Genomic DNA, 19,230 nt, shown 5'->3' on the forward strand with positions numbered 1-19,230 from the left:
TTTCGATTAAGATGGTTTGCCATCGGGTCTAGGTGAATAAAGAATGATTGTATACTGGATAACAAATAAACTAAAACACAGTATCCAGCCTATTCCTGACAGATAATATGCATATTTGTGTTGGTTGAAGAGTGGTAAAATAACTCGAATGATTACGCTAACATTTAAGACAATATAAGCAAAAACAGTGAGAGGTGAAGCAACGATAGCTCTTCCAGTATGACCCAAACTCACTCTTGTGATCATTCCATAAATAAATACACTAAGACCACCAACTGTTAAACTATGAATGGCTGATGAGATTGGGAATAGATTCAATTCAGCTAAACTATAAAGTAAAAATCCTGAACACACCCAAAAGTAACCTAAGTACAAAATCCAAAGGATAGGCCTTCGGTAGGATTTCCAAGGTTTCCATGAAATGTATCGAATCGTATTCGAGACAAATAAAGAAAATCCAACTATAAAAGATAAAATTCCCAATATTGTAAAACCTGTTCCTTGTAAGTAGGAAATGGATCTTAAAATGTACGCCTCAAAATATGATTGTATTAGTTTTGTCAGATAAAAGATAAATGGAAGATAGATTAGAAATGTTTCTAATTTTGGCATTCGTTTAAATGAATACCCTTGGATGACGACACCTGAAAAGAATGGTACAACTCGTCCGCCTATGATGAGGATTAGAAATAACACAACAAAGATACTTAGGTGGATAAATAGTAATGTTTTCTCTGGGTCTAAAATGGAATAAGCAGAGAGTGCACTCAGAATATGGAAAATGGTAAAAAGAGCATAATGGTATAAGATTGGCCTGTTGTGTTTTTGGGTAGGAACAATTAACTTTGGAACAAGTAAGTAGATTACCATGATATCCGAGCAGATATCAAACCCAAACGAAAGATAACTTAAAAAACCAAACGAATAGAATGAAAATCTTCCAATTAACCAAAAGGCCAATAAATAAAATAAATTTTTCCCTTTTAGAATGGTTGAATTTGTCCAATTTTGAACGGCAGTGAATAAAAATCCTAATACAATGGCTTTGGTAAAACCGAATACCATTTCGTAGGAATGCCAATGAATGGCATTGATCTGAATTTGGCTTTTAAGAATATTCGAAAGTATGAATATCCAAATTGAAATGACTAAGATTCCGAAAACTGATCCAAACCAAAAAAAAGGGCGAAACGCTGTGTTCCAGAAACTGTTTTGAAAAAAAGATTGTTTCATACTTTAATACTATCTGAAAGGAGTATCATTTCATTGATACAAATCAAGTACTAAGCCAAAATTTTCAAGAGCCCTTCTTTGTCTAAAATTGTAATCTCACCTTTCTGTGTATCAACAAGTCCTTGGTCTTTCAGTTGTTTTAATATCCTTGAGAAAGTTTCAGGTCTTAAATAAAGTAAGGAAGCCATTTGCGTTTGTTTTAAAGCCAGGGAATCGGGTGTTCCATAAAAAAGGAAATGTGCTACTCTTTGCATTGCATCCATGGTAAGACCACGATTTATTGCCAAATTTAATGTTTCGATTTTATTCATCAATGAGTGCATTAGAATGTGGTTAAGTTCAATATTAGAATTTAGTCGATTTTGAACTTCTGAAAGTGGCATCCTTAAGATTGTACTTTTTTTAGTAAACCTTGCAGAGGCTGGATAAGGTATCCCTTGGATAACAGCCCATTCCGCCACAATACATACTGGTCTGAAAAAAGTTAAAGTGACTTCATTCATATTTCCATCATATTTAAATACCTGTAAGTCACCATTGACAAGGAGATCCATATGAGTGACTTCATCACCCGCATGAAATAAAAATTCATCTTTATCATATGTAAGCTCCTTACATCCGGCAAAGGCTTTCATTAATGATTCGGGACTAGATTTGGTGATGTATTTAATAATCATTGAAACAATTTTTATTTCTTCTTTTTGAAGTTAGGAAGTTTGATTTCTGTTTCCTTTAAAAATTTCCAAATTCTTTTTAAAGTGACTCTCCAATCTTCTTTTTCCGATTTTTTAGCTGTTTGGTTTGGTATCCCAACTGCAGTTGAATCTTTGATCGGTTGTAATTCGGAAACGGGAACAATTGCTGAGATTCCCAAATCGATTTTTAGATATTTTTTCTTGATGATTTTAAAATCAATCTTTGCACCTAACAAACGTACGATTTCTAGGATAATTGCCCATTTTACTTTAATTGGGGTGAGTTGGTTGTAATTTTCGGACAATTCGTTGAATAATTTTTGTGCCACCTTGGAATTACTGTGGAACAATAAGAATCTAAAATGTACATTCCCTTTTAGGTCTTGTGTGATGATTAAATCATTATGATTAAATTCTTTAAATGGAGGAAAATCCACTAGTCTAACTACAACAGAATTAATTAAATCTAAACTATTAAGAATTTCAGTTTCTGGATTTACTTTAATTGAATATGTAATGTCATCTTCTGGAATTACATCATTGATAAAGGATACAAAATTAACTTGTTCTTTAAATGGGACTTCTTTTAGTACTTCCAATCTTGAGAGTTCAATGATATCGTCCATGACATTATCAATGGAAGATTGAACTTCAATCACTTCTTTTACTAAGTTTTTATCTTTTGTTTTTTGAGATGATTCTCTGTATTCTGAAAGTTTATCTTTCATTAATTTTAAAGGACCGGAAATCATTGCGTCCATATAAAAGAAAATCTTTTCTCTGAGTGAGTCGGCTTCCTTTAATCTGTCATATCGGTTTTGGAGTTTTCGTTTCATCATCAAAAACTGAAATCGTAGAGCAAGGGTCATTAAAATTAAATACACTAAAAAACTAGTTTCAAGTGATGATGGTGAGTTTAAATATCCTCTTTCGATTAGAATTTCTTTTAGAATTGAGTATAACAGGTAAACAAGAGCCAATAAATGGATTGTTGATCCTCTCTTTTGCTCGCGGAATTTTAGTATCGTTACATAAATTGCGTAGCCAATAACAGCAAGTAAATGGATATCCCAATATCCAATGAAGTTATACCAAAACACAGGGTTTTGGATGATGAGAAAAACGAGGATAAAGAAAAATTGAAAGAAGAGATAAATTCTTTGATATTTAAACGGCTTTAATTCGAAAAAATCTTGAATGAATTTGATAAAACCGTAAGGCAATATAAGTAAAAAGGAATATTCTAAAAATTTTAAAATTGCAAAATCATTAAAAATTAAGAATCTAACTTCGTTTTTGCATAATTCATATCCTGAGAAAATAAGAGCCAATACGCTGAAACTTAAGTATTCTTTATTCTCTCTTAGGTTAAAAAAGTTAATAAAGAAAAACAAAGCAATGAATAGATAAAAACCTACGAAAATGAGTTCGACAAGTGAATCATATAAATTTCCGTTTATTGCTTCTTCATAGGTTACAATTCTGATTGGTCCAGTAATGATACCCGCCGAAGTGGAAAGAGATGAATCAATTTTTATGATTAAAACATTCTCCCCTTCAAGCAATAAATCATGTGGAATAGGGTAGATTCTAGGCCTTCCAAACGAATATTCTTCAGGGTCTTTTCCAAAGGCAGAATTGTTTTTACCGATTAGAACACCATTGACAAAAACTTCGTCCGACTGATACACTTTCCCTAATTGTAAGGCTAATGACTTTTGGTGTTGTTCTGTCGTAATTTCAAAACTTTTTCGAATCCAAATTGAACCTCTATAGGATTTATTTAAATTTCGGAAATTGTTTGGAACAGTTGTGATGTCCAAATTATTTGGATTAAATTCTGGGTTTAATAAATCTGCACTATCATTAAAATATATTCCCCAATCTTCACCATCTAACTTTAATACAACGGTTGATTCATCAGTTGTACGTGAACAATGAAGTGAAATGAAGCAAATAGAAAGCAGAACTAGGCGACGAAATGGTAAGGATATCATTTATTTGGTTTTTCTGGGATATGTATTGTGAACTTGGCTCCCATTCCTTCGCTTGATTTTAAACTAACGGTTCCAGATAAAAAGTTGGTTGATGCTTCTACTAAAGTTAAGCCAATTCCTGCACCAGGGATTTCATTTTTTTTGTCACGATAACCCCTTACAAATTTCTGAAAAATAGTTTCCATTTCTATTTGACTAAGGCCCATACCTTCGTCCATCACTATCAATTGATGAAATCCATCTCGATTAAAAAAATCAATATGAATGTCTGTTTTTGGATCAGTGTATTGGTATGCATTCTCTACCAAATTTCTTAAAATACAGAACAATAATTCTTTTGGAAAATAAATTTCTAAATCATTTGGTTTTATATCAATAAAGGTATTTTTTCGATGTTGGCCTAAATGATTTTCTACACTGGCAACACAGTTTTTTACCAACTCTAATACCGAGAAACTTTCATAAAATGGAATATAGGTTCGTTCTTCCAGTTTTCGCAGTAAGATTGCTTCCTCGACCATATAACTCATGTAAGATATATGATCTTCTGCTTGTTTAACAGGATCCCCAATTTGTTTTGTGTTCGTAACTTTTGATTTTTTCTTAGCGGCTTTTTTTGCAGAAGGTTTTACCACTTCTTTCGCAAGAGACTTAGTTTGATTAGTAGTGATATTCTCAATTGCAGATTTGATTTTTTCCATTCCCGATTTAAATTCGGAAGATAAGTTGATAAGAAAACCGGTTTTGACTCTTTCCATTTGGATAAGTTCTTTTTCTTGTTCTATAAAATTTTCCAATCCAATGACTATATCGTTTGATAATTGGATTGATATCATTACTAGAAAAATTAAGAATCCCAAGTATAAAGTGCCAGGCATGGAAATGATGATTTCCAAAGCGGACAAACTATCGATTAATATTGTAGGTAATAAACAAGCGATCCCAATGAGTATAAATTTAACTTTTTTAATATTTGTTTTACCATTTTTAACAAATAAGTAAATCACAAGTCCCATTGCAATTGGTAATGCATAATTAAAGAGAGCAATCACCAAGATCCATGTTTTTGGATTTCTGAAAAATAGTGTGATGATAAAAAGTACGGATAAAAACACTTCATACACAAGTAAGACAATATTACGTTTCAATTTTAAATATTGGTGCATGAAGTTAATGAAAAATGCAGGTAAACAAATGAGGACTAAAAGTTCTGCGACATATGACCAAGTAAAACTTTCAAATAAAATATCTCTATGTTGAGTGCGGATGAGAACATAAATTCCCATAAAAATTGAAAATAATGCAAAAAAGAAATTTTCCCCAGCTCTTCCGCGAACAATGGAACCTACTAAAAAGTAAATTCCCATAAAAATAAAAACATAACCACAAACCATCGCAAAGAGTTCTTTTGAGAATACCGATTCACGTAACAATCGTTCTTTTGCAATTGTGGGAGCTTCCTTTAATCCATTTAGGTTTGTAGCTGCATAAATCCGAATGGCCATCACATTTAATCCTGGTTTGAGTAAATGTGTAGGAAGAGAATAAATTCTGATTTTTTGAAAATCGACTTCTAGTCTAGGTAAAACAGTTCCTGTTTTATCAATCAAAGTTCCATTCAAATAAAACTCATCAATGTCACGTATTCTACCTAATTGGATGGCAATTGGTTCTACAGGAGTTGTGTAATTGTCAGGTAAATAAAAAGAACAACGATACCAGTGGTACCCTGTTAGGTTTTCTGTTTTAGAAATTCCATAATCAGGCACGGAACGTTTGACCCAAAAACTTTCTTCAACTGACTCATCACGCCAATCTAAATTGTCTCCCTTTCTAAATAACCAATCTGTTTTTAAAACCACTGGTTTTTCAAAGGATGTGATCATGGTTCCGCATGGTTCTGCCACCAAACTTGCTATAGTTGGTGACAAAAACAGTAAGAACCCGAGGAAAAATTGGGAAAAACGGGTTTTCGAAATCATATTGGTTCTACGTTTCGAATTGCCTCTTCAATTTCTTTGAGCTGAGTGGAAATCCTTGCGTCGATAGCACCCACATCTGTTTCGATGATCACACCGCCACGGTCGACACGTGAGTCTTCGTAGATGTTTACTTTTCTGAGTGATTCCATCAGTTTGATGAGTTCGTCTTTATGTGCTGTTGTGAGTTCTAAGTCAGCAAAGTTTACACGAATATCGATACGGTCACGGTCTTTGATTCGTTTCATCGCTTCACGAATGTTATTGAGTACAATTTCTTTACGTTCAATGATTTCGTCTTTGATAACTTTTCTTGCGATGACAAGAATCATTTCCACCATTTGTTTTTCAGAAGCGGCAATCATCTCTTCACGAATGTCGATTGCTTTACCAATGATAGTTCCCAATCGGTCAATGAGTCGTCTTACTTCCCCTTGGCCTTTTTTAAAACCAACTTCACGACCTGCATCATATCCTTTTTGGTAGGCTTCGTGTTCGATCTCAGCCTGTTTCATTTCGGCTTCTTTGATCATACGTTCGACTTCCATCTTCGCACGATCTAAGATTTGTTCCGCTTTGGCTCGGCCAGAATCTTCTTCTAATTTGATTTTTTCTTTTGAGTCCTGAACCATTTGGAAGGCTTTGGTTCTACCTTCTTCTTCAATGGCTTTTGCTTGTTTTTTAGCATCTTCTAATAATTGGCGGACTTGTTCTTCAGTTTCTTGGCGATACCTTTGGAGTTCCGCTTCGATCTCTTCAATCGATGGACCTTGGTATTGTTCGATGATATTCCCTTCTTGGTCTATCTCGAAGTCTTCTTGTTCGTCGGTCTTATGAAATTTTTTGTACTTATCAGGAAGTTGGATTTCAACTTCTTCTTGTAAGTCGGCAATTTGAATGGGTTTAAATACTAGTTTTGCCATATCCTTACTTCAATCTCCAAAGTTTCACTTTGCCTTCATCCATTGCTTCCCGCAAACGATCGAGAACCCCTTTTTGGGCTTCTTCAATCTCTGCCAGTGAAACAGGACCTAACGAATCCCATTCGATCTTAATCTCTTTCACAAGCCAAGATTCCAAATTGGAATACACTTGGTCGCGAAATTCAGTCTCAACACCTTTCAATGCACATGCAATGACAAGGGGGTGGATCTCAGAAAAAAAACGAGTGAGACTTGTCCTTCCTAAATGAAGGAGGTCTTCCAAACGAAAGTAGTGTTCTACTATAGTTTCGGCATATTCAGGGCTTTTTTTCTGAATTCGTTCAATTAAATTTTGAGATGGCAAAAAAGGAAGTCTAGTGAGAATTTCCCCTGCGGTTTTGGCTTTGCGACTTCGGATTTTGGAAACTGGCATTTTTTTCTCAATCAGTTCCATTTTGAAGCGTAGGAAACGATCGAGTTGGTCCCGTTCTCTGTCCGAGTGGTAGTCAATTTCGGCAAGTGCCAAAATGATCTCTTCTCTATGAGTTTCAGGGTATTCTGCAAGGACTTCGGAGGCAGATTCTGGGTCCGAAAAGCTGAGAACCCTTGCTACCACTTCGGGAGATTCGTCTCGAGTGATATTTTGAAGCATTTCAACGGAAAATTTTGGCAATTCAGCCCAAAGTGGACCTGATTGTTTGTTCTCCTCTTCTTTGAGGATCTCTTCCAATAACGAATAAAGTTCGTTTGTTTCTGGTTTTCCCACCGGCATGTTTGGTTTTGCCACCATTGGGTTCTGGAAACCAAGGTAAGGCAATTCTGCCTCATTTTGTTTCGCAGTGGTTGGGTTAGGTTTCCCTGCGAGGAATGTTTGGATTCCTTGGTTCGGATTCGAACGGATTCCTTTTTTTTGAAGGAAATGGGTGAACGAGAGTAAGATGTCTTTTTCTTGGCCTTTTGTCGGGGAAGGATTCATCTCTACTTTCAGAAGTAGAGATTCGATTTCTGCATCAGTCAGATGGGCGAACACTTCATCCGGTAAGTATTGGCCTAAAATTTGGTATGCCAGTGCGGCTTTGTTGGGACCGGAAGAATGTGCCATTTAGGTGACATAATAGCTTACTCATTGCTTCGTACAAACCAAAAAATATTATTTTTTTCATTTTGAAAACTTCCTTTCCAAATAAGGGTCTGAAATGTCTCTGAAGGATAGGGATGACCCTTTTCAATCGTATCACTCTTTGCCTCGTTTTCCTCACAGTGGCATGCCAACTTGTGACTCCTTCTAAGGAAGTTACGTCTGGAACACTCGACCTTCGTTCCTTCCCATGGAAAACAGGAAAGGCCATCAAACTACAAGGGGAATGGAAATTTTATCCTCATACATTGGGGGAATTGGCACCTGATACCAGTTATACCCTGTTACCCGTACCATCACTTTGGAATGATGTTCCCTTACGTTCGAATATGATCGATGGGAAAGGGTATGGAACTTACATTCTTGATATTTTACTCCCCGATGAATCACAAATTTATTCATTGTACCTTCCGGAAGTGAGGACGAGTTTTCGTATAACAGCAGGTAATCGGGTATTGCTCTCTGGATTTCCAGGTGAAGATAAAAAGACAACTATTCCTTCTGCACAAGGACAAAGTTTTACATTTGTCACTAAGGACCACATCCAAATCAAAATCGAAGTGAGTAATTTCCATCACAAGGAAGGTGGATTACCAAATGCACCTATTTTTGGAACTGCCGAAACCGTACAAAACTATATTTTAGCTGAGAGTACAATGGACATTGCACTGACTGGTGCCTTGTTTATGTTTGGATTGTATCATTTTATTTTGTTTTTCTATCGGAATAAACAAAGAGAAGCATTTTATTTTGGATTCTTTTGTTTGGTGTTTGCCTTTCGGTTACCGTTTGTAGGAAGTAAAACCATTTATGCGATGTTTCCAAACATACCTTGGGAACTTGTTATCTATGTAGAGTATGCATCCGTATTTGTTTTGGGAATTTTGTTTTTATGGTTTGTTGACGGTCTTTTCCCACGTTTTATCGAAACGAGACTCATTCGTTATTTTAGTGCTTTTGTTCAGTTTATTTTGGTATATGGACTCATCATCAAACCAGAGTTTTATACAGAATTTGAAGTCGTATTCCAAGTATTAGGGATTGTATACGCAGTTTTTCTTGGAATCCGATTGTACCAAATGGTGGCAAAAGGTTTACCCGATTCTCATATTTTCTTTTTAGGATATCTGATTTTATTTTTTGGATTTGTGTATGATGTATTCCTCGCTTATACAGGTGAAGGTGAATCATCCTTATCACAGATTGCAGTATTTCTATTCTTTGGAGTTCAGTCCACAATTGTGACACTTCGTACGGCTAGAACGGTTCGCAAAAAAATTCTCCTGAAAGAAGAATTTGAATCTATTAATGAACAATTTATATTAACGAATCGATTTTATGCAAAATTTATTCCACGAGATTTTTTGACTCATTTAGGAAAAGAAAGTATCGAAGAAGTAAAGTTAGGTGACAGTAGCGAGCGAGAGATGACAGTTTTGTTCGCGGATATTTGGGAATATTGGGATATTATTTATTCCATTCCACTGGAAAACCGAATTTTATTTACAAATTCTTATTTGGGACGTATTGGACCTTGTGTACGTAAAAATAATGGATTCATCGATAAATACATTGGAAGTGCTGTAATGGCACTATTTGATGGTGGGATACAAAATTCGATCAAAGCTGCAGAAGATATCCAATGGGAATTGGAAAAATACAATGAGAGAAGAAGGGGTTTTGGTTATTTACCATTACATGCAGGCATAGGAATCCACTCAGGGGATACGATGCTTGGGATTTTGGGAGAAGAAGAAAGGCTCGAGTCAACTGTGATATCAGATACTGTCAATTTGGCGAGTCGTATCCAAGGATTAACAAAAAAATACAATGCGAGGATTCTGGTAAGTTTAACTTCACTGATGTTACATGAGGATTTAGATACAATTCCCTATCGAATTTTAGATTTTGTTCGTGTAAAAGGCAAACAAGAAACAGTGATGATTGCCGAAGTATTGATCCCAGGAATCGATTCTATCTCGGATCAAAAAATAGCCTACAGGGAACAATTTGAAGCAGCGATTTTTGATTACGAACGTGCTGATTTTAATTCAGCTTTAAATGGATTTAGAGAAGTCCATGCAAACAACCCAGATGACATTGCCGCAAAGATTTATATCGAAAGGTGTGAATACTACCAATCAGCAGGTGTTGGAGAAGACTGGGATGGAGTATCCGCATGGGAAAAATAAAACCAATTCCAATGTCATTTCCATTCTTTGGGTTACTATTTCTAATCGTTATCCAGTTCTCGTGTAATTATAGTAATGCGAAAGAAGCAAAACTTGGATATTTGGAAATCCCTGATGTGTATGTGGAATCTCATAAAAAAATTTCACTCAATGGGGAATGGGAATTTTATTGGAATGAATTGTATGGAGATTCCTTATTTCAAAAAATTGAATCAAATCAGAAAACATATGTAAAAGTTCCCTCGTCTTGGAATTCTGTCCGTCCAGAAGGGGAAGGTGGAGATGGATACGCTAGCTTTCGATTGTTAGTTAAAGTGCCTGATCCAAACATTCGTTACTATTTGAGAGTTCAACCTGCGACAAGTGCTTATGAGTTGTACATCAATCGGCAAAAAATAGCAAGTTCTGGTGTTGTTGGTATGGATGAAATTTCGGCAAAACCAAAATACCAAATCCAATATGTATCATTCCAACCAGAATCCTACGAACAAGAAATCATCTATGTTGTAAGTAATTTCCATCATGCACGCGGAGGATACCGCAAACCAATTGAAATTGGTACAAAAGAAGTCATACAGAATGAATCATTAATTTATTCTGCAGGTGAAGTTTTTGTTTTTGGCGCAATGCTTACAATGGCATTATACCAACTAACAGTATTTTTCTTTCGTAGAGAAGAGAAAAGTTCTTTGTTTTTTGCACTTTTTTGTTTGTTCACTGGTTTACGATTGGTTGTGTTAGATAATTTTTACATTGTGTATGCATTTCCTGATTTTTCTTGGAAATGGATGCAGGTATTGGATTATACATCAGCTCCACTACTTGTTTGTTTTTTCTTAAGTTATCTGCGTAGTTTGTTTCCTGGAAAATCAGAAGTTCCAAATTGGATGTTAAAGTTTTGTTGGAGTTTTAGTGTAACATATGTTTTGTTCATTTTGCTCACAGATCCAAAATTGTTTACTACAACTAATATTGTTTCCCAAGTATTTATTTTATTTTTTAGTATTTGTTCTTTTTATGTAATCCTTCGAATTTATCGCCAAAGAAAACGTGACAGCAGTTTGGTGTTTTATGGATCACTAATCTTAATGTTAGGATCCACTCATGATTTGATGGCAGGAAATTATTGGTTTCAAGCACAACCTCTTATGCCATTTTCACTTTTTGTTTTCTTTTTGTTTCAAAGTATCCTACTTGCTCGACGCAATGCACGTTTTTATTCCTCTATGGATACTCTAACGAATGAATTGATTGATGTAAACAATCGCCTTGAAGCATCAAACGAAGTATATGCGAAATTTGTTCCTTTACGTTTGATCCAACTTTTTTCAAAACAAGTGGATTCTAGAGTAAAACGAGGAGATTTCATCGTAAAACAAATGTCAGTTCTTTCTTCTGATATCCGAGATTTTACCGCAATTTCAGAAACACTGAGTCCCGAAGAAACGTTTTTGTTTTTGAATGATTACCTAAGACAAGTTGGACCTATCATTCGTTCTCATAATGGATTTATCGAAAAATATGTGGGAGATGCTATCTTTGCACTTTTTGAAAAAGAGCCGGAAGATGCCCTGTCTGCGGCGATCCAAATGCATAAAACGATTGCGAAATGGAATGCAGAAAGTCATGACCACCGAGTTGGTGAGATCCAAATCGGAGTTGGTATTCACTTCGGTGAACTTATGTTAGGGATTGTTGGAGAAGAACAAAGGATTGAATCAGCGGTTCTGTCTGACTCAATGGGAGTTGCCAACTCATTAGAATCAATGACAAAAAAGTACGGAGCAAAAATCATTTTAAGTTTAGATGCACTTTTGGAATTAAAGGAACCTGATTCTTACCCACATAGATTATTGGATTTTATTAAAATTCCAGCCAAACAGAAGTTAATAGGAATTGCGCAGGTGTTAGTTGATGGAGTGGAAGAAACATTCCATTTAAAAATCCAAACGAAAGAACTTTTTGAAGAAAGTGTAAATCTTTTTTGGGACGGTGATTTTAAAGGAGCGGAATCAGGTTTTACTTCTGTTTTGAAACAAGATCCTTCAGATAAGGCAGCCAACCTTTATTTAGAACGGGCAAAACAATACATCCAAAATGGGCCACCACCTGGTTTTGGGAAGGGGTTTTTGGCATAAAAAAGACATAGATTCGCCCTCAATGGTGAAAAAGTTCTTGAATTTCCTCTCTAACTGAACGAGAGTCAGTAATACGGAGATTCCCATGACCCAAGCTACTCTTTCCACGGCCAATGTAAGCAACACTGCCGTCATCCAAACCAAAAGTTTTACTCCAAAAGACATAGACCGTATTTTTAATGCACAAAAGAAAAAGTCACTCGAACTTCGATTGACGAACTTTAAAACTCGAATCCTTAAACTTAAAAAATTAAAGTCAGCTGTCTTAAAGTACCAAACTGAAATTCAAAAAGCACTTCATTCAGACTTTAGAAAATCTGCTGGTGAAGTGGACATTACAGAAATTTTACCAACAATTGCAGAAATTAACGATGCGATTCGTCACGTAAAACATTGGATGCGTCCGAAAAATGTGATGACTCCACCAACTCTTCTTGGAGCAACAAGTCGGATTGTTTATGAACCAAAAGGAGTTTGTCTCATCATTGCTCCTTGGAATTATCCATTCCATTTAGCAATTGCACCACTTGCGGCTGCTATTGCAGCTGGAAATACGGTTATGTTAAAACCATCTGAGTTTACTCCCAACACAGCAAATGTGATTAACTTAATGTTAGGTGAAGTTTTCTCTGAAGAGGAAGTAGCGGTTTTTGAAGGTGATGTGAGTGTTGCAACTGCATTACTTGAAATTCCATTTGATCATATCTTTTTCACCGGATCTACACCTGTCGGAAAAATCGTTATGGCGGCAGCTGCCAAAAATTTAACTAGCGTTACATTGGAATTAGGTGGTAAATCACCTTCCATTATCGCAGAAGATGCTGACATGAAAGTGGCTGCTGAACGAATTATGTGGGGTAAGTTTCTCAATGCAGGACAAACATGCGTGGCACCTGATTATTTACTCATTCCAGAATCGAAGATAGATGAATTTGTAAAACATGCAAAGGAAACTACTGAAAGTTTCTTTAAATCCAAACCTGAGAATTTTACAGCAAGTACTGATTTTTGCCGTATCGTAAATGCAAAAAACTTTTCGAGAGTTTCTTCCTATATCGATGATGCAGTGAAAAAAGGTGCAAAAATTGCGTACGGTGGAGAAGTTAGAAGTTCTGACAACTTTATCGCACCAACAATTCTCACCAATGTTGCGTTAGATGCAAAGATTATGGAAGATGAAATTTTTGGACCACTACTTCCAATCGTCACTTATAAAACATTAGATGAAGCAATTCACGTAATCAACGAAAGACCAAAACCTTTGGCTTTGTATATTTTTACAAAGAAAAGAAGTACTTCGAAGTATGTTCTCCGAAGAACAAGTTCAGGTGGAGCAGTGATCAATGATGTCATTTTACACTTGGTAAATCCAAATTTACCGTTCGGTGGAGTGAACCATTCAGGTCATGGAAGTTACCATGGAGTTTTTGGATTCAAAACCTTTTCACATGAAAGGTCGGTCTTACAAACACCAAAAGCTTCGATCGCGAAATTGATGTACCCACCTTACTCTGGTTTTGTGAGACTTATGGTGAAACTCACTACAAAGTTTTTTGTATAAAACAAAAATTCTTTTCAAAAACATAAGTCATCCCCGAGCGATTCTCGGGGATGACTCTCAAATTCGACTTAGAATCACATACATCTGAGTTCCCAGGTTTCGAATTTTGTTTGATTCTAAAGTCATGATAAATATCAACTTAGGATTTTCCTCAATTTCCGTGACAACATTTGGTGGCGGAATTTTGTGGAATCATGCAAAAGGATTCTTCCGCACATTTTGATTCTCTTCGTATCACTTGGTTGAGTGAACCCTTTCATCTTGGCATTCCCATCATTGACTTACAACATGTTTGGCTTGTGCATATCATTTTAGAGTTAGAAGAAGAAATTGTAGAGGCTGAAAAAACAAATTCAGATATCGATGTTCATTCTTCCTTTCGAAAGGCTTTGGATTATGTGGCAGAACATTTCGCTTTGGAGGAGGATATATTGGAACATTTCAATTATCCTAATTTCAAAGAACATGTACTTGGACATAGGAAATTTGTTGAGCGACTAACGGAAAAATACTATGAAGCCAAAAATAGCCAGATGGCTGCTCTTGGAATTTTACAGATCCTGAAAAAATGGTTATTCCAACATATTTTACATGATGATACCGATTATGCAGAATTTTTTAAAGCATCTAATTTTGATTTAAAATCATATTGTAATCAGTTATTAAAGTCTGGAAAGTATCCGGTTTCAAAAGAACAACTATTGATTTACCAAAATATTGTTCAAATCGATACCACAAACATTTCTTTACATGAACAGGCGATAGATACGATCCAAGAAATTCGGAATATTTGGAAAACATATAATCTATCAACCGGTATACCCATCATTGATTTACAACATATATGGTTACTCAAGATGATAGTTGAACTGGATCATTCCTTGAAGTTAGGTGATGGTTCCAGTGAGACTTTTCATAAAGTGATCGCTGAAGCAATTGAGTATACAAAAGATCATTTTGGTGTGGAAGATAAAATAATGCGTTACTTTCGGTATACGGATGTTGTGCAACACATGAACCAACACAAACGTTTTATTGAATTTATCAAAATGAGAAATGATGAATATAAATTGGGAAATCCTCGAGTGGGATTACATTTGGTGCAAGATCTTAGGAATTGGTTACTTTCACACATAGCGCTAGAAGATAAAAAAATTGGTCTGGCATTTGAATCGAGGGTGAGAGAACTTTCCGAGTTCACCAAAAAACTCCACCAAAGTGGGGAAATTGGGATCTCAAGAGAACAAAAAAATCTATATAAATTGGTATTACAAACGGTCCCAGACCCCTTGGATTAAAAACTGACGGAATTTGAATTGCCAGGTTCATTTTCCGTGAAAATCCTGTTACCAAACCATGGAATACGAAGTCATCATCGGTCTGGAAGTTCACGTCCAGCTCAATACCAATTCAAAAATTTTCTCCACTGCCACTAACGAATTTGGTGGTAGTCCCAATACTCATATTTCTCCATTATGTGTTGCACTTCCAGGCACCTTGCCTGTGTTAAATGAAGTTGTGCTTGAAAAAGCAGTGAGAGCAGGTGTGGCACTCGGTTGCGAAATTACACAATTCACAAAATTTGATCGTAAAAATTATTTTTATCCAGACCTTCCTAAGGGGTACCAAATTTCGCAATTTGATAAACCATATGCAACCAAAGGTGGAATTCATATCCAATTGAAAGGCGAAACGGAAGAAAAGTTCCTTCCTCTTACTCGGATCCATATGGAAGAAGATGCGGGAAAACTCATCCACTCACATGATCCATCCATCAATCGATCTTACGTGGATTACAACCGCGCGGGAACTCCGCTGATTGAAATTGTATCCGAACCAGACCTTCGTTCCTCTGATGAAGCTTATGCCTATTTAAACGAATTAAAAACCATACTTCGATATATCCAAGTTTCGGATTGTAATATGGAAGAAGGTTCCCTTCGTTGTGATGCCAACGTATCCATTCGTCCCAAAGGGGAAAAAGGATTTCGTACACGAGTTGAAATCAAAAACCTAAACTCGTTTAAGGCAGTAAAACAAGCGATCGATTATGAAGTGGAATGGCAAAAGGATGTTTATTCTAGAGGTGAGTCATTCAAACAAATGACAAAACTTTGGGATGCAACTCTTCTCAAAACGATTCCCATGCGTTCCAAAGAAATGAGCCATGACTATCGTTATTTTCCGGAACCTGATTTACCAACGATTCAAATTTCGGATTCGTTTATTGAGGACATTCGAAAAACACTTCCGGAACTTCCGAGACAAAAAAAGGAACGTTATAAAACTGTGCTCGGTCTTCCTGAGTATGATGCAGAAGTCTTAACCAGTGAAAGAGAGATTGCAGAGTACTTCGAAGAGGCTCTTGTAAATTCTGGTGATGCTAAAAAAACATCCAACTGGGTCAAAGATGAAATCTTAGGAATTGTGAATAAAGAAAATATTTCCATCCAAGAATTTGCCATCGATCCAGTTCGCATTGGAAAACTTGTGAAGCTCATCAACTCAGGAGAGATCACAGGAAAAATTGCCAAAACCATTTTTGAAGATATGTTAACTTCGAAAGACCAACCAGAATCCATTGTCGAGAAAAAAGGTCTCAAGGTAGTTCGGGATGATAAAGCTTTGGAAGAAATTGTCATTCGTGTGTTAGAATCCCAACCTGAATCAGTAGAAGGTTGGAAAAATGGAAAGGATCGTGTGTTAGGTGCCATAGTTGGTGGAGTGATGAAAGAAACAAAAGGCAAAGCTGACCCCAAACTGGTAAACGAACTGATCCTTGCCAAATTAGGCCCGTTAGGTGAAAAAAAGAAGGTGTAATACCTTCTTAAATTTCAATTTTATGAACTGAACCAAAATCCACTGGGGACTTAAATGCCTCCTCATGTGGAATTCCTTTGATCCGGCATAGGATAGCTCGAATGGGTCCCGAATGGCATACAACAATCATAGAGTTTAGTTTTTGATTGTGTTTTTTCTCCCATTTTTGATTCAAAATCCCATTTGGTTTCCAATCTTCTAAAAACAAATCCACTCGTTGGATTAGATCGGTGAATGCTTCTCCATTTGGTGTTCGGGCATTCACAAAGTCTTTCATCCAAGGAATGGTTTCTTTTCTTGGAATTTCTTCCCAAAGTTTTCCATCCCAATCACCAAAGTTCATTTCTAACAAACGTTCATCGGTTTGCATCACAAGATCCAATCGGTTCTGATTTGGATTGTATTTAGAGAGTAAGGCATTTGCTAATTTGACTGCACGAGGTGCTGGGCTAACTATAAAATGATCAAAGTTAGGTGGTAAATAAGAAAAGGTTGAGTCGGCTGTATCTTCCACTGGGTATTTGAGTGGAAAATCTGTACGACCATAACAAGTTCCCTTAGGTGCTATGGTTTCTGGGTGGCGGATTAAATAAAGTTCCATATAAATACTCCTGAAATCCAAATACAAGTTTCCACAACTTGTTGGACTGCTCCAAGACAATCCCCCGTAAAACCTTGGATCCATTGTTTCATCAATCGAACCATATAAATGTAACTTGGGATGATACACAAAAGACTTAAGAAAAAATTAGGATGTAGATAAGCAAGAGACAAGTACGGTAAAACTCCCAAAAGACTTGCAAATTGGATTTGAGGCCAAGTAATTTCTTTTGCCATCGGTTTGGCATAACCTTCTTCCTTTGCATACGGCAAAAGTTTCATTACAAAAACTGATAAAAAGCGACTGAGTGTGTGGGCACTTACAAAATACAACCAAACGCTAATTAGATGAAAATCGTTAGTAAGATTCGAAATCATCGGAAGGTTTTTTCTTTGGAAATAGGAAAAGCTTTCGTTCGCTCCGAGTACTTTTAGTAAAACAAGAAGACATATTCCTACAGCACCAAAACTGCCAACACGGCTGTCTTTCATAATGCGTAAAATATCCTCTCTTTTCCATCCTCCACCGATCCCATCACAAAAATCAGAAAATCCATCTTCGTGAAAGGCTCCTGTTAGGATCAGTAAAAAACCAAGAGAGATTGTGAAGCCAATTGTTGGTCCAAATAAAAATTGGAAAAATAGGAATACGACAAATTGTATACTACCAAGTAGTAAACCAACACTAGGTGAATATTTTATCGAGTTGTGTAACCATTCTTCTTTGAATCCAATCCAGCTTGGAGATGGAATTCTTGTCAAAAAAGCCAAACAAATAAAGAACAATCGAATTTCTAGAGCAATGTATCGGATCATGTATTATACTTTTTTATCTGCTTCACTTACCCCTGCATCAGCAAAGGAAGCCATTTCATTTAAAAATTGAATACTGAGTTCGACAAGTGGGTAAGCGGCCAAAGCACCACTTCCTTCTCCCAATCTTAAATTCAGTCTTAACAATGGGTTTATTTGGTAGTGGTTCAAAACAATGATATGGCCTTCTTCATCAGAAACATGAGAAAAAATTGCATAGTCTTTTACGTTTGGATCTAAGTGATAAGCAAGTAAATACGCAGCGGTAGTGATAAAACCATCTACAAGGAAAAGTTTTTGTTCGGATGCGACACCTAACATCGCTCCAGCCATCATTCCGATTTCAAATCCGCCAAATTCAGAAAGAATTTCCATTGGATCCGTTAATTTTCCTGTTCTTTGGAATGCCCGTTCTAAAATTTGAAGTTTGGATTGTTTCCCTTCTTGATTTAAACCTGTTCCTTTTCCAACCAGTTTTGAAAGTGGAATGTCTGTTAAATGAGATAAAATCATCGAAGCAGAAGAGGTGTTCCCAATTCCCATCTCACCAAATAAAAATACATTTGTTTCTTTGTATTTATTTTCCAATATCAAATTGAATCCATTTTGTATACATTGGTGGGATTCTTCTTTGGACATTGCTTGTGTTTTTAAAAAATTGGATGTACCTTTGCGAATTTTTTTGATCAAAAGATTTTTTGTGGAATCATCCCAATCATGATCCACTCCAACATCAACAACTTCAACTTCAATCCCACTATGTTTTGCAAATACATTAGCACATGCTCCACCATTTAAAAAATTAAAGACCATTTGCCATGTGACATCTTTTGGATAAAGGGAAACCGGTTCTTCCGTGATCCCATGGTCCCCTGCAAATAAAATCAACTTCGGATTTTTGAGTGTTGGAGACGTAGTGTTTTGGATTTCTGCAATTTGAAGTGCAATCGTTTCGAGTGCACCAAGAGAACCTAATGGTTTTGTTTTGGTATCAATTTTTTCTTGGATTTTGTCTCGCAAAACATGAGTTATGGGGCTAATTTTTGGTAGGGAAAATGGGGACATAGACAAAACCAGTTTGTGTAATGCCCTGACACCTTCCATCGTTTTTGGGCTTGGATGGATTTGGCAGGTTTGGGAA

General features: G+C 36.1%; 14 protein-coding genes. 5 read left to right on the forward strand and 9 right to left on the reverse strand.

Annotated elements, in window-relative coordinates; translation table 11 throughout:
* Positions 1-6 precede the first annotated feature (6 nt).
* The 6 genes from ND855_RS01840 to ND855_RS01865 are packed head-to-tail and all read right to left on the reverse strand — an operon-like array spanning position 7 to position 7,929.
* Entirely contained in the window at positions 7-1,233 is a 1,227-nt protein-coding gene (locus tag ND855_RS01840; protein WP_265356929.1) for an NnrS family protein, read from the reverse strand.
* A gap of 50 nt (positions 1,234-1,283) precedes the next feature.
* Positions 1,284-1,910: a Crp/Fnr family transcriptional regulator gene (locus tag ND855_RS01845; protein ID WP_265356930.1), complete on the reverse strand. Its 627-nt coding sequence runs from the start codon at positions 1,908-1,910 to the stop codon at positions 1,284-1,286.
* A gap of 11 nt (positions 1,911-1,921) precedes the next feature.
* Positions 1,922-3,925, reverse strand: a complete 2,004-nt coding sequence (locus ND855_RS01850; RefSeq protein ID WP_265356931.1) for a 7TM diverse intracellular signaling domain-containing protein — start codon at positions 3,923-3,925, stop codon at positions 1,922-1,924.
* On the reverse strand, positions 3,922-5,907 hold the full coding sequence (locus tag ND855_RS01855; RefSeq protein ID WP_265356932.1) for a sensor histidine kinase: 1,986 nt from the start codon (positions 5,905-5,907) through the stop codon (positions 3,922-3,924). Before ND855_RS01855 ends, ND855_RS01850 begins: the two co-directional genes overlap by 4 nt.
* Positions 5,904-6,827: a flagellar assembly protein FliH gene (fliH, locus tag ND855_RS01860; protein WP_002973208.1), complete on the reverse strand. Its 924-nt coding sequence runs from the start codon at positions 6,825-6,827 to the stop codon at positions 5,904-5,906. The genes ND855_RS01855 and fliH overlap by 4 nt, the downstream gene beginning before the upstream one ends.
* 4 nt (positions 6,828-6,831) lie before the next feature.
* Positions 6,832-7,929 (reverse strand): FliG C-terminal domain-containing protein, encoded by a 1,098-nt coding sequence (locus tag ND855_RS01865; RefSeq protein ID WP_265356933.1) that lies wholly within the window; start codon positions 7,927-7,929, stop codon positions 6,832-6,834.
* A gap of 113 nt (positions 7,930-8,042) precedes the next feature.
* On the opposite strand from ND855_RS01865, the gene ND855_RS01870 reads away from it, so the two are divergent.
* From ND855_RS01870 to gatB, 5 genes are all read left to right on the forward strand, one after another.
* On the forward strand, positions 8,043-10,157 hold the full coding sequence (locus ND855_RS01870) for an adenylate/guanylate cyclase domain-containing protein (RefSeq protein ID WP_265356934.1): 2,115 nt from the start codon (positions 8,043-8,045) through the stop codon (positions 10,155-10,157).
* The gene (locus ND855_RS01875; protein ID WP_265356935.1) at positions 10,145-12,295 is read left to right on the forward strand and encodes an adenylate/guanylate cyclase domain-containing protein; all 2,151 of its coding nucleotides are present in this window, start codon (positions 10,145-10,147) and stop codon (positions 12,293-12,295) included. The genes ND855_RS01870 and ND855_RS01875 overlap by 13 nt, the downstream gene beginning before the upstream one ends.
* Before the next feature lie 85 nt (positions 12,296-12,380).
* Positions 12,381-13,856 (forward strand): aldehyde dehydrogenase family protein, encoded by a 1,476-nt coding sequence (locus tag ND855_RS01880; protein WP_265356936.1) that lies wholly within the window; start codon positions 12,381-12,383, stop codon positions 13,854-13,856.
* A gap of 194 nt (positions 13,857-14,050) precedes the next feature.
* On the forward strand, positions 14,051-15,154 hold the full coding sequence (locus tag ND855_RS01885) for a bacteriohemerythrin (RefSeq protein ID WP_265356937.1): 1,104 nt from the start codon (positions 14,051-14,053) through the stop codon (positions 15,152-15,154).
* 58 nt (positions 15,155-15,212) lie between these two features.
* Positions 15,213-16,676 (forward strand): Asp-tRNA(Asn)/Glu-tRNA(Gln) amidotransferase subunit GatB, encoded by a 1,464-nt coding sequence (gene gatB / locus ND855_RS01890; RefSeq protein WP_265356938.1) that lies wholly within the window; start codon positions 15,213-15,215, stop codon positions 16,674-16,676.
* Positions 16,677-16,683: 7 nt separating this feature from the next.
* On the opposite strand, the gene ND855_RS01895 is transcribed toward gatB, so the two are convergent.
* From ND855_RS01895 to cobT, 3 genes are read right to left on the reverse strand one after another with little or no spacing between them, the layout of a single operon-like run.
* The gene (locus ND855_RS01895) at positions 16,684-17,277 is read right to left on the reverse strand and encodes a histidine phosphatase family protein (RefSeq protein ID WP_265356939.1); all 594 of its coding nucleotides are present in this window, start codon (positions 17,275-17,277) and stop codon (positions 16,684-16,686) included.
* Positions 17,262-18,089, reverse strand: a complete 828-nt coding sequence (locus ND855_RS01900) for an adenosylcobinamide-GDP ribazoletransferase (RefSeq protein ID WP_265359326.1) — start codon at positions 18,087-18,089, stop codon at positions 17,262-17,264. The genes ND855_RS01895 and ND855_RS01900 overlap by 16 nt, the downstream gene beginning before the upstream one ends.
* A 6-nt stretch (positions 18,090-18,095) precedes the next feature.
* Positions 18,096-19,154: a nicotinate-nucleotide--dimethylbenzimidazole phosphoribosyltransferase gene (gene cobT, locus ND855_RS01905; protein ID WP_265359327.1), complete on the reverse strand. Its 1,059-nt coding sequence runs from the start codon at positions 19,152-19,154 to the stop codon at positions 18,096-18,098.
* Between the last annotated feature and the right edge of the window lie 76 nt (positions 19,155-19,230).

The organism is Leptospira paudalimensis (assembly GCF_026151345.1).
Lineage (GTDB): Bacteria > Spirochaetota > Leptospiria > Leptospirales > Leptospiraceae > Leptospira_A > Leptospira_A paudalimensis.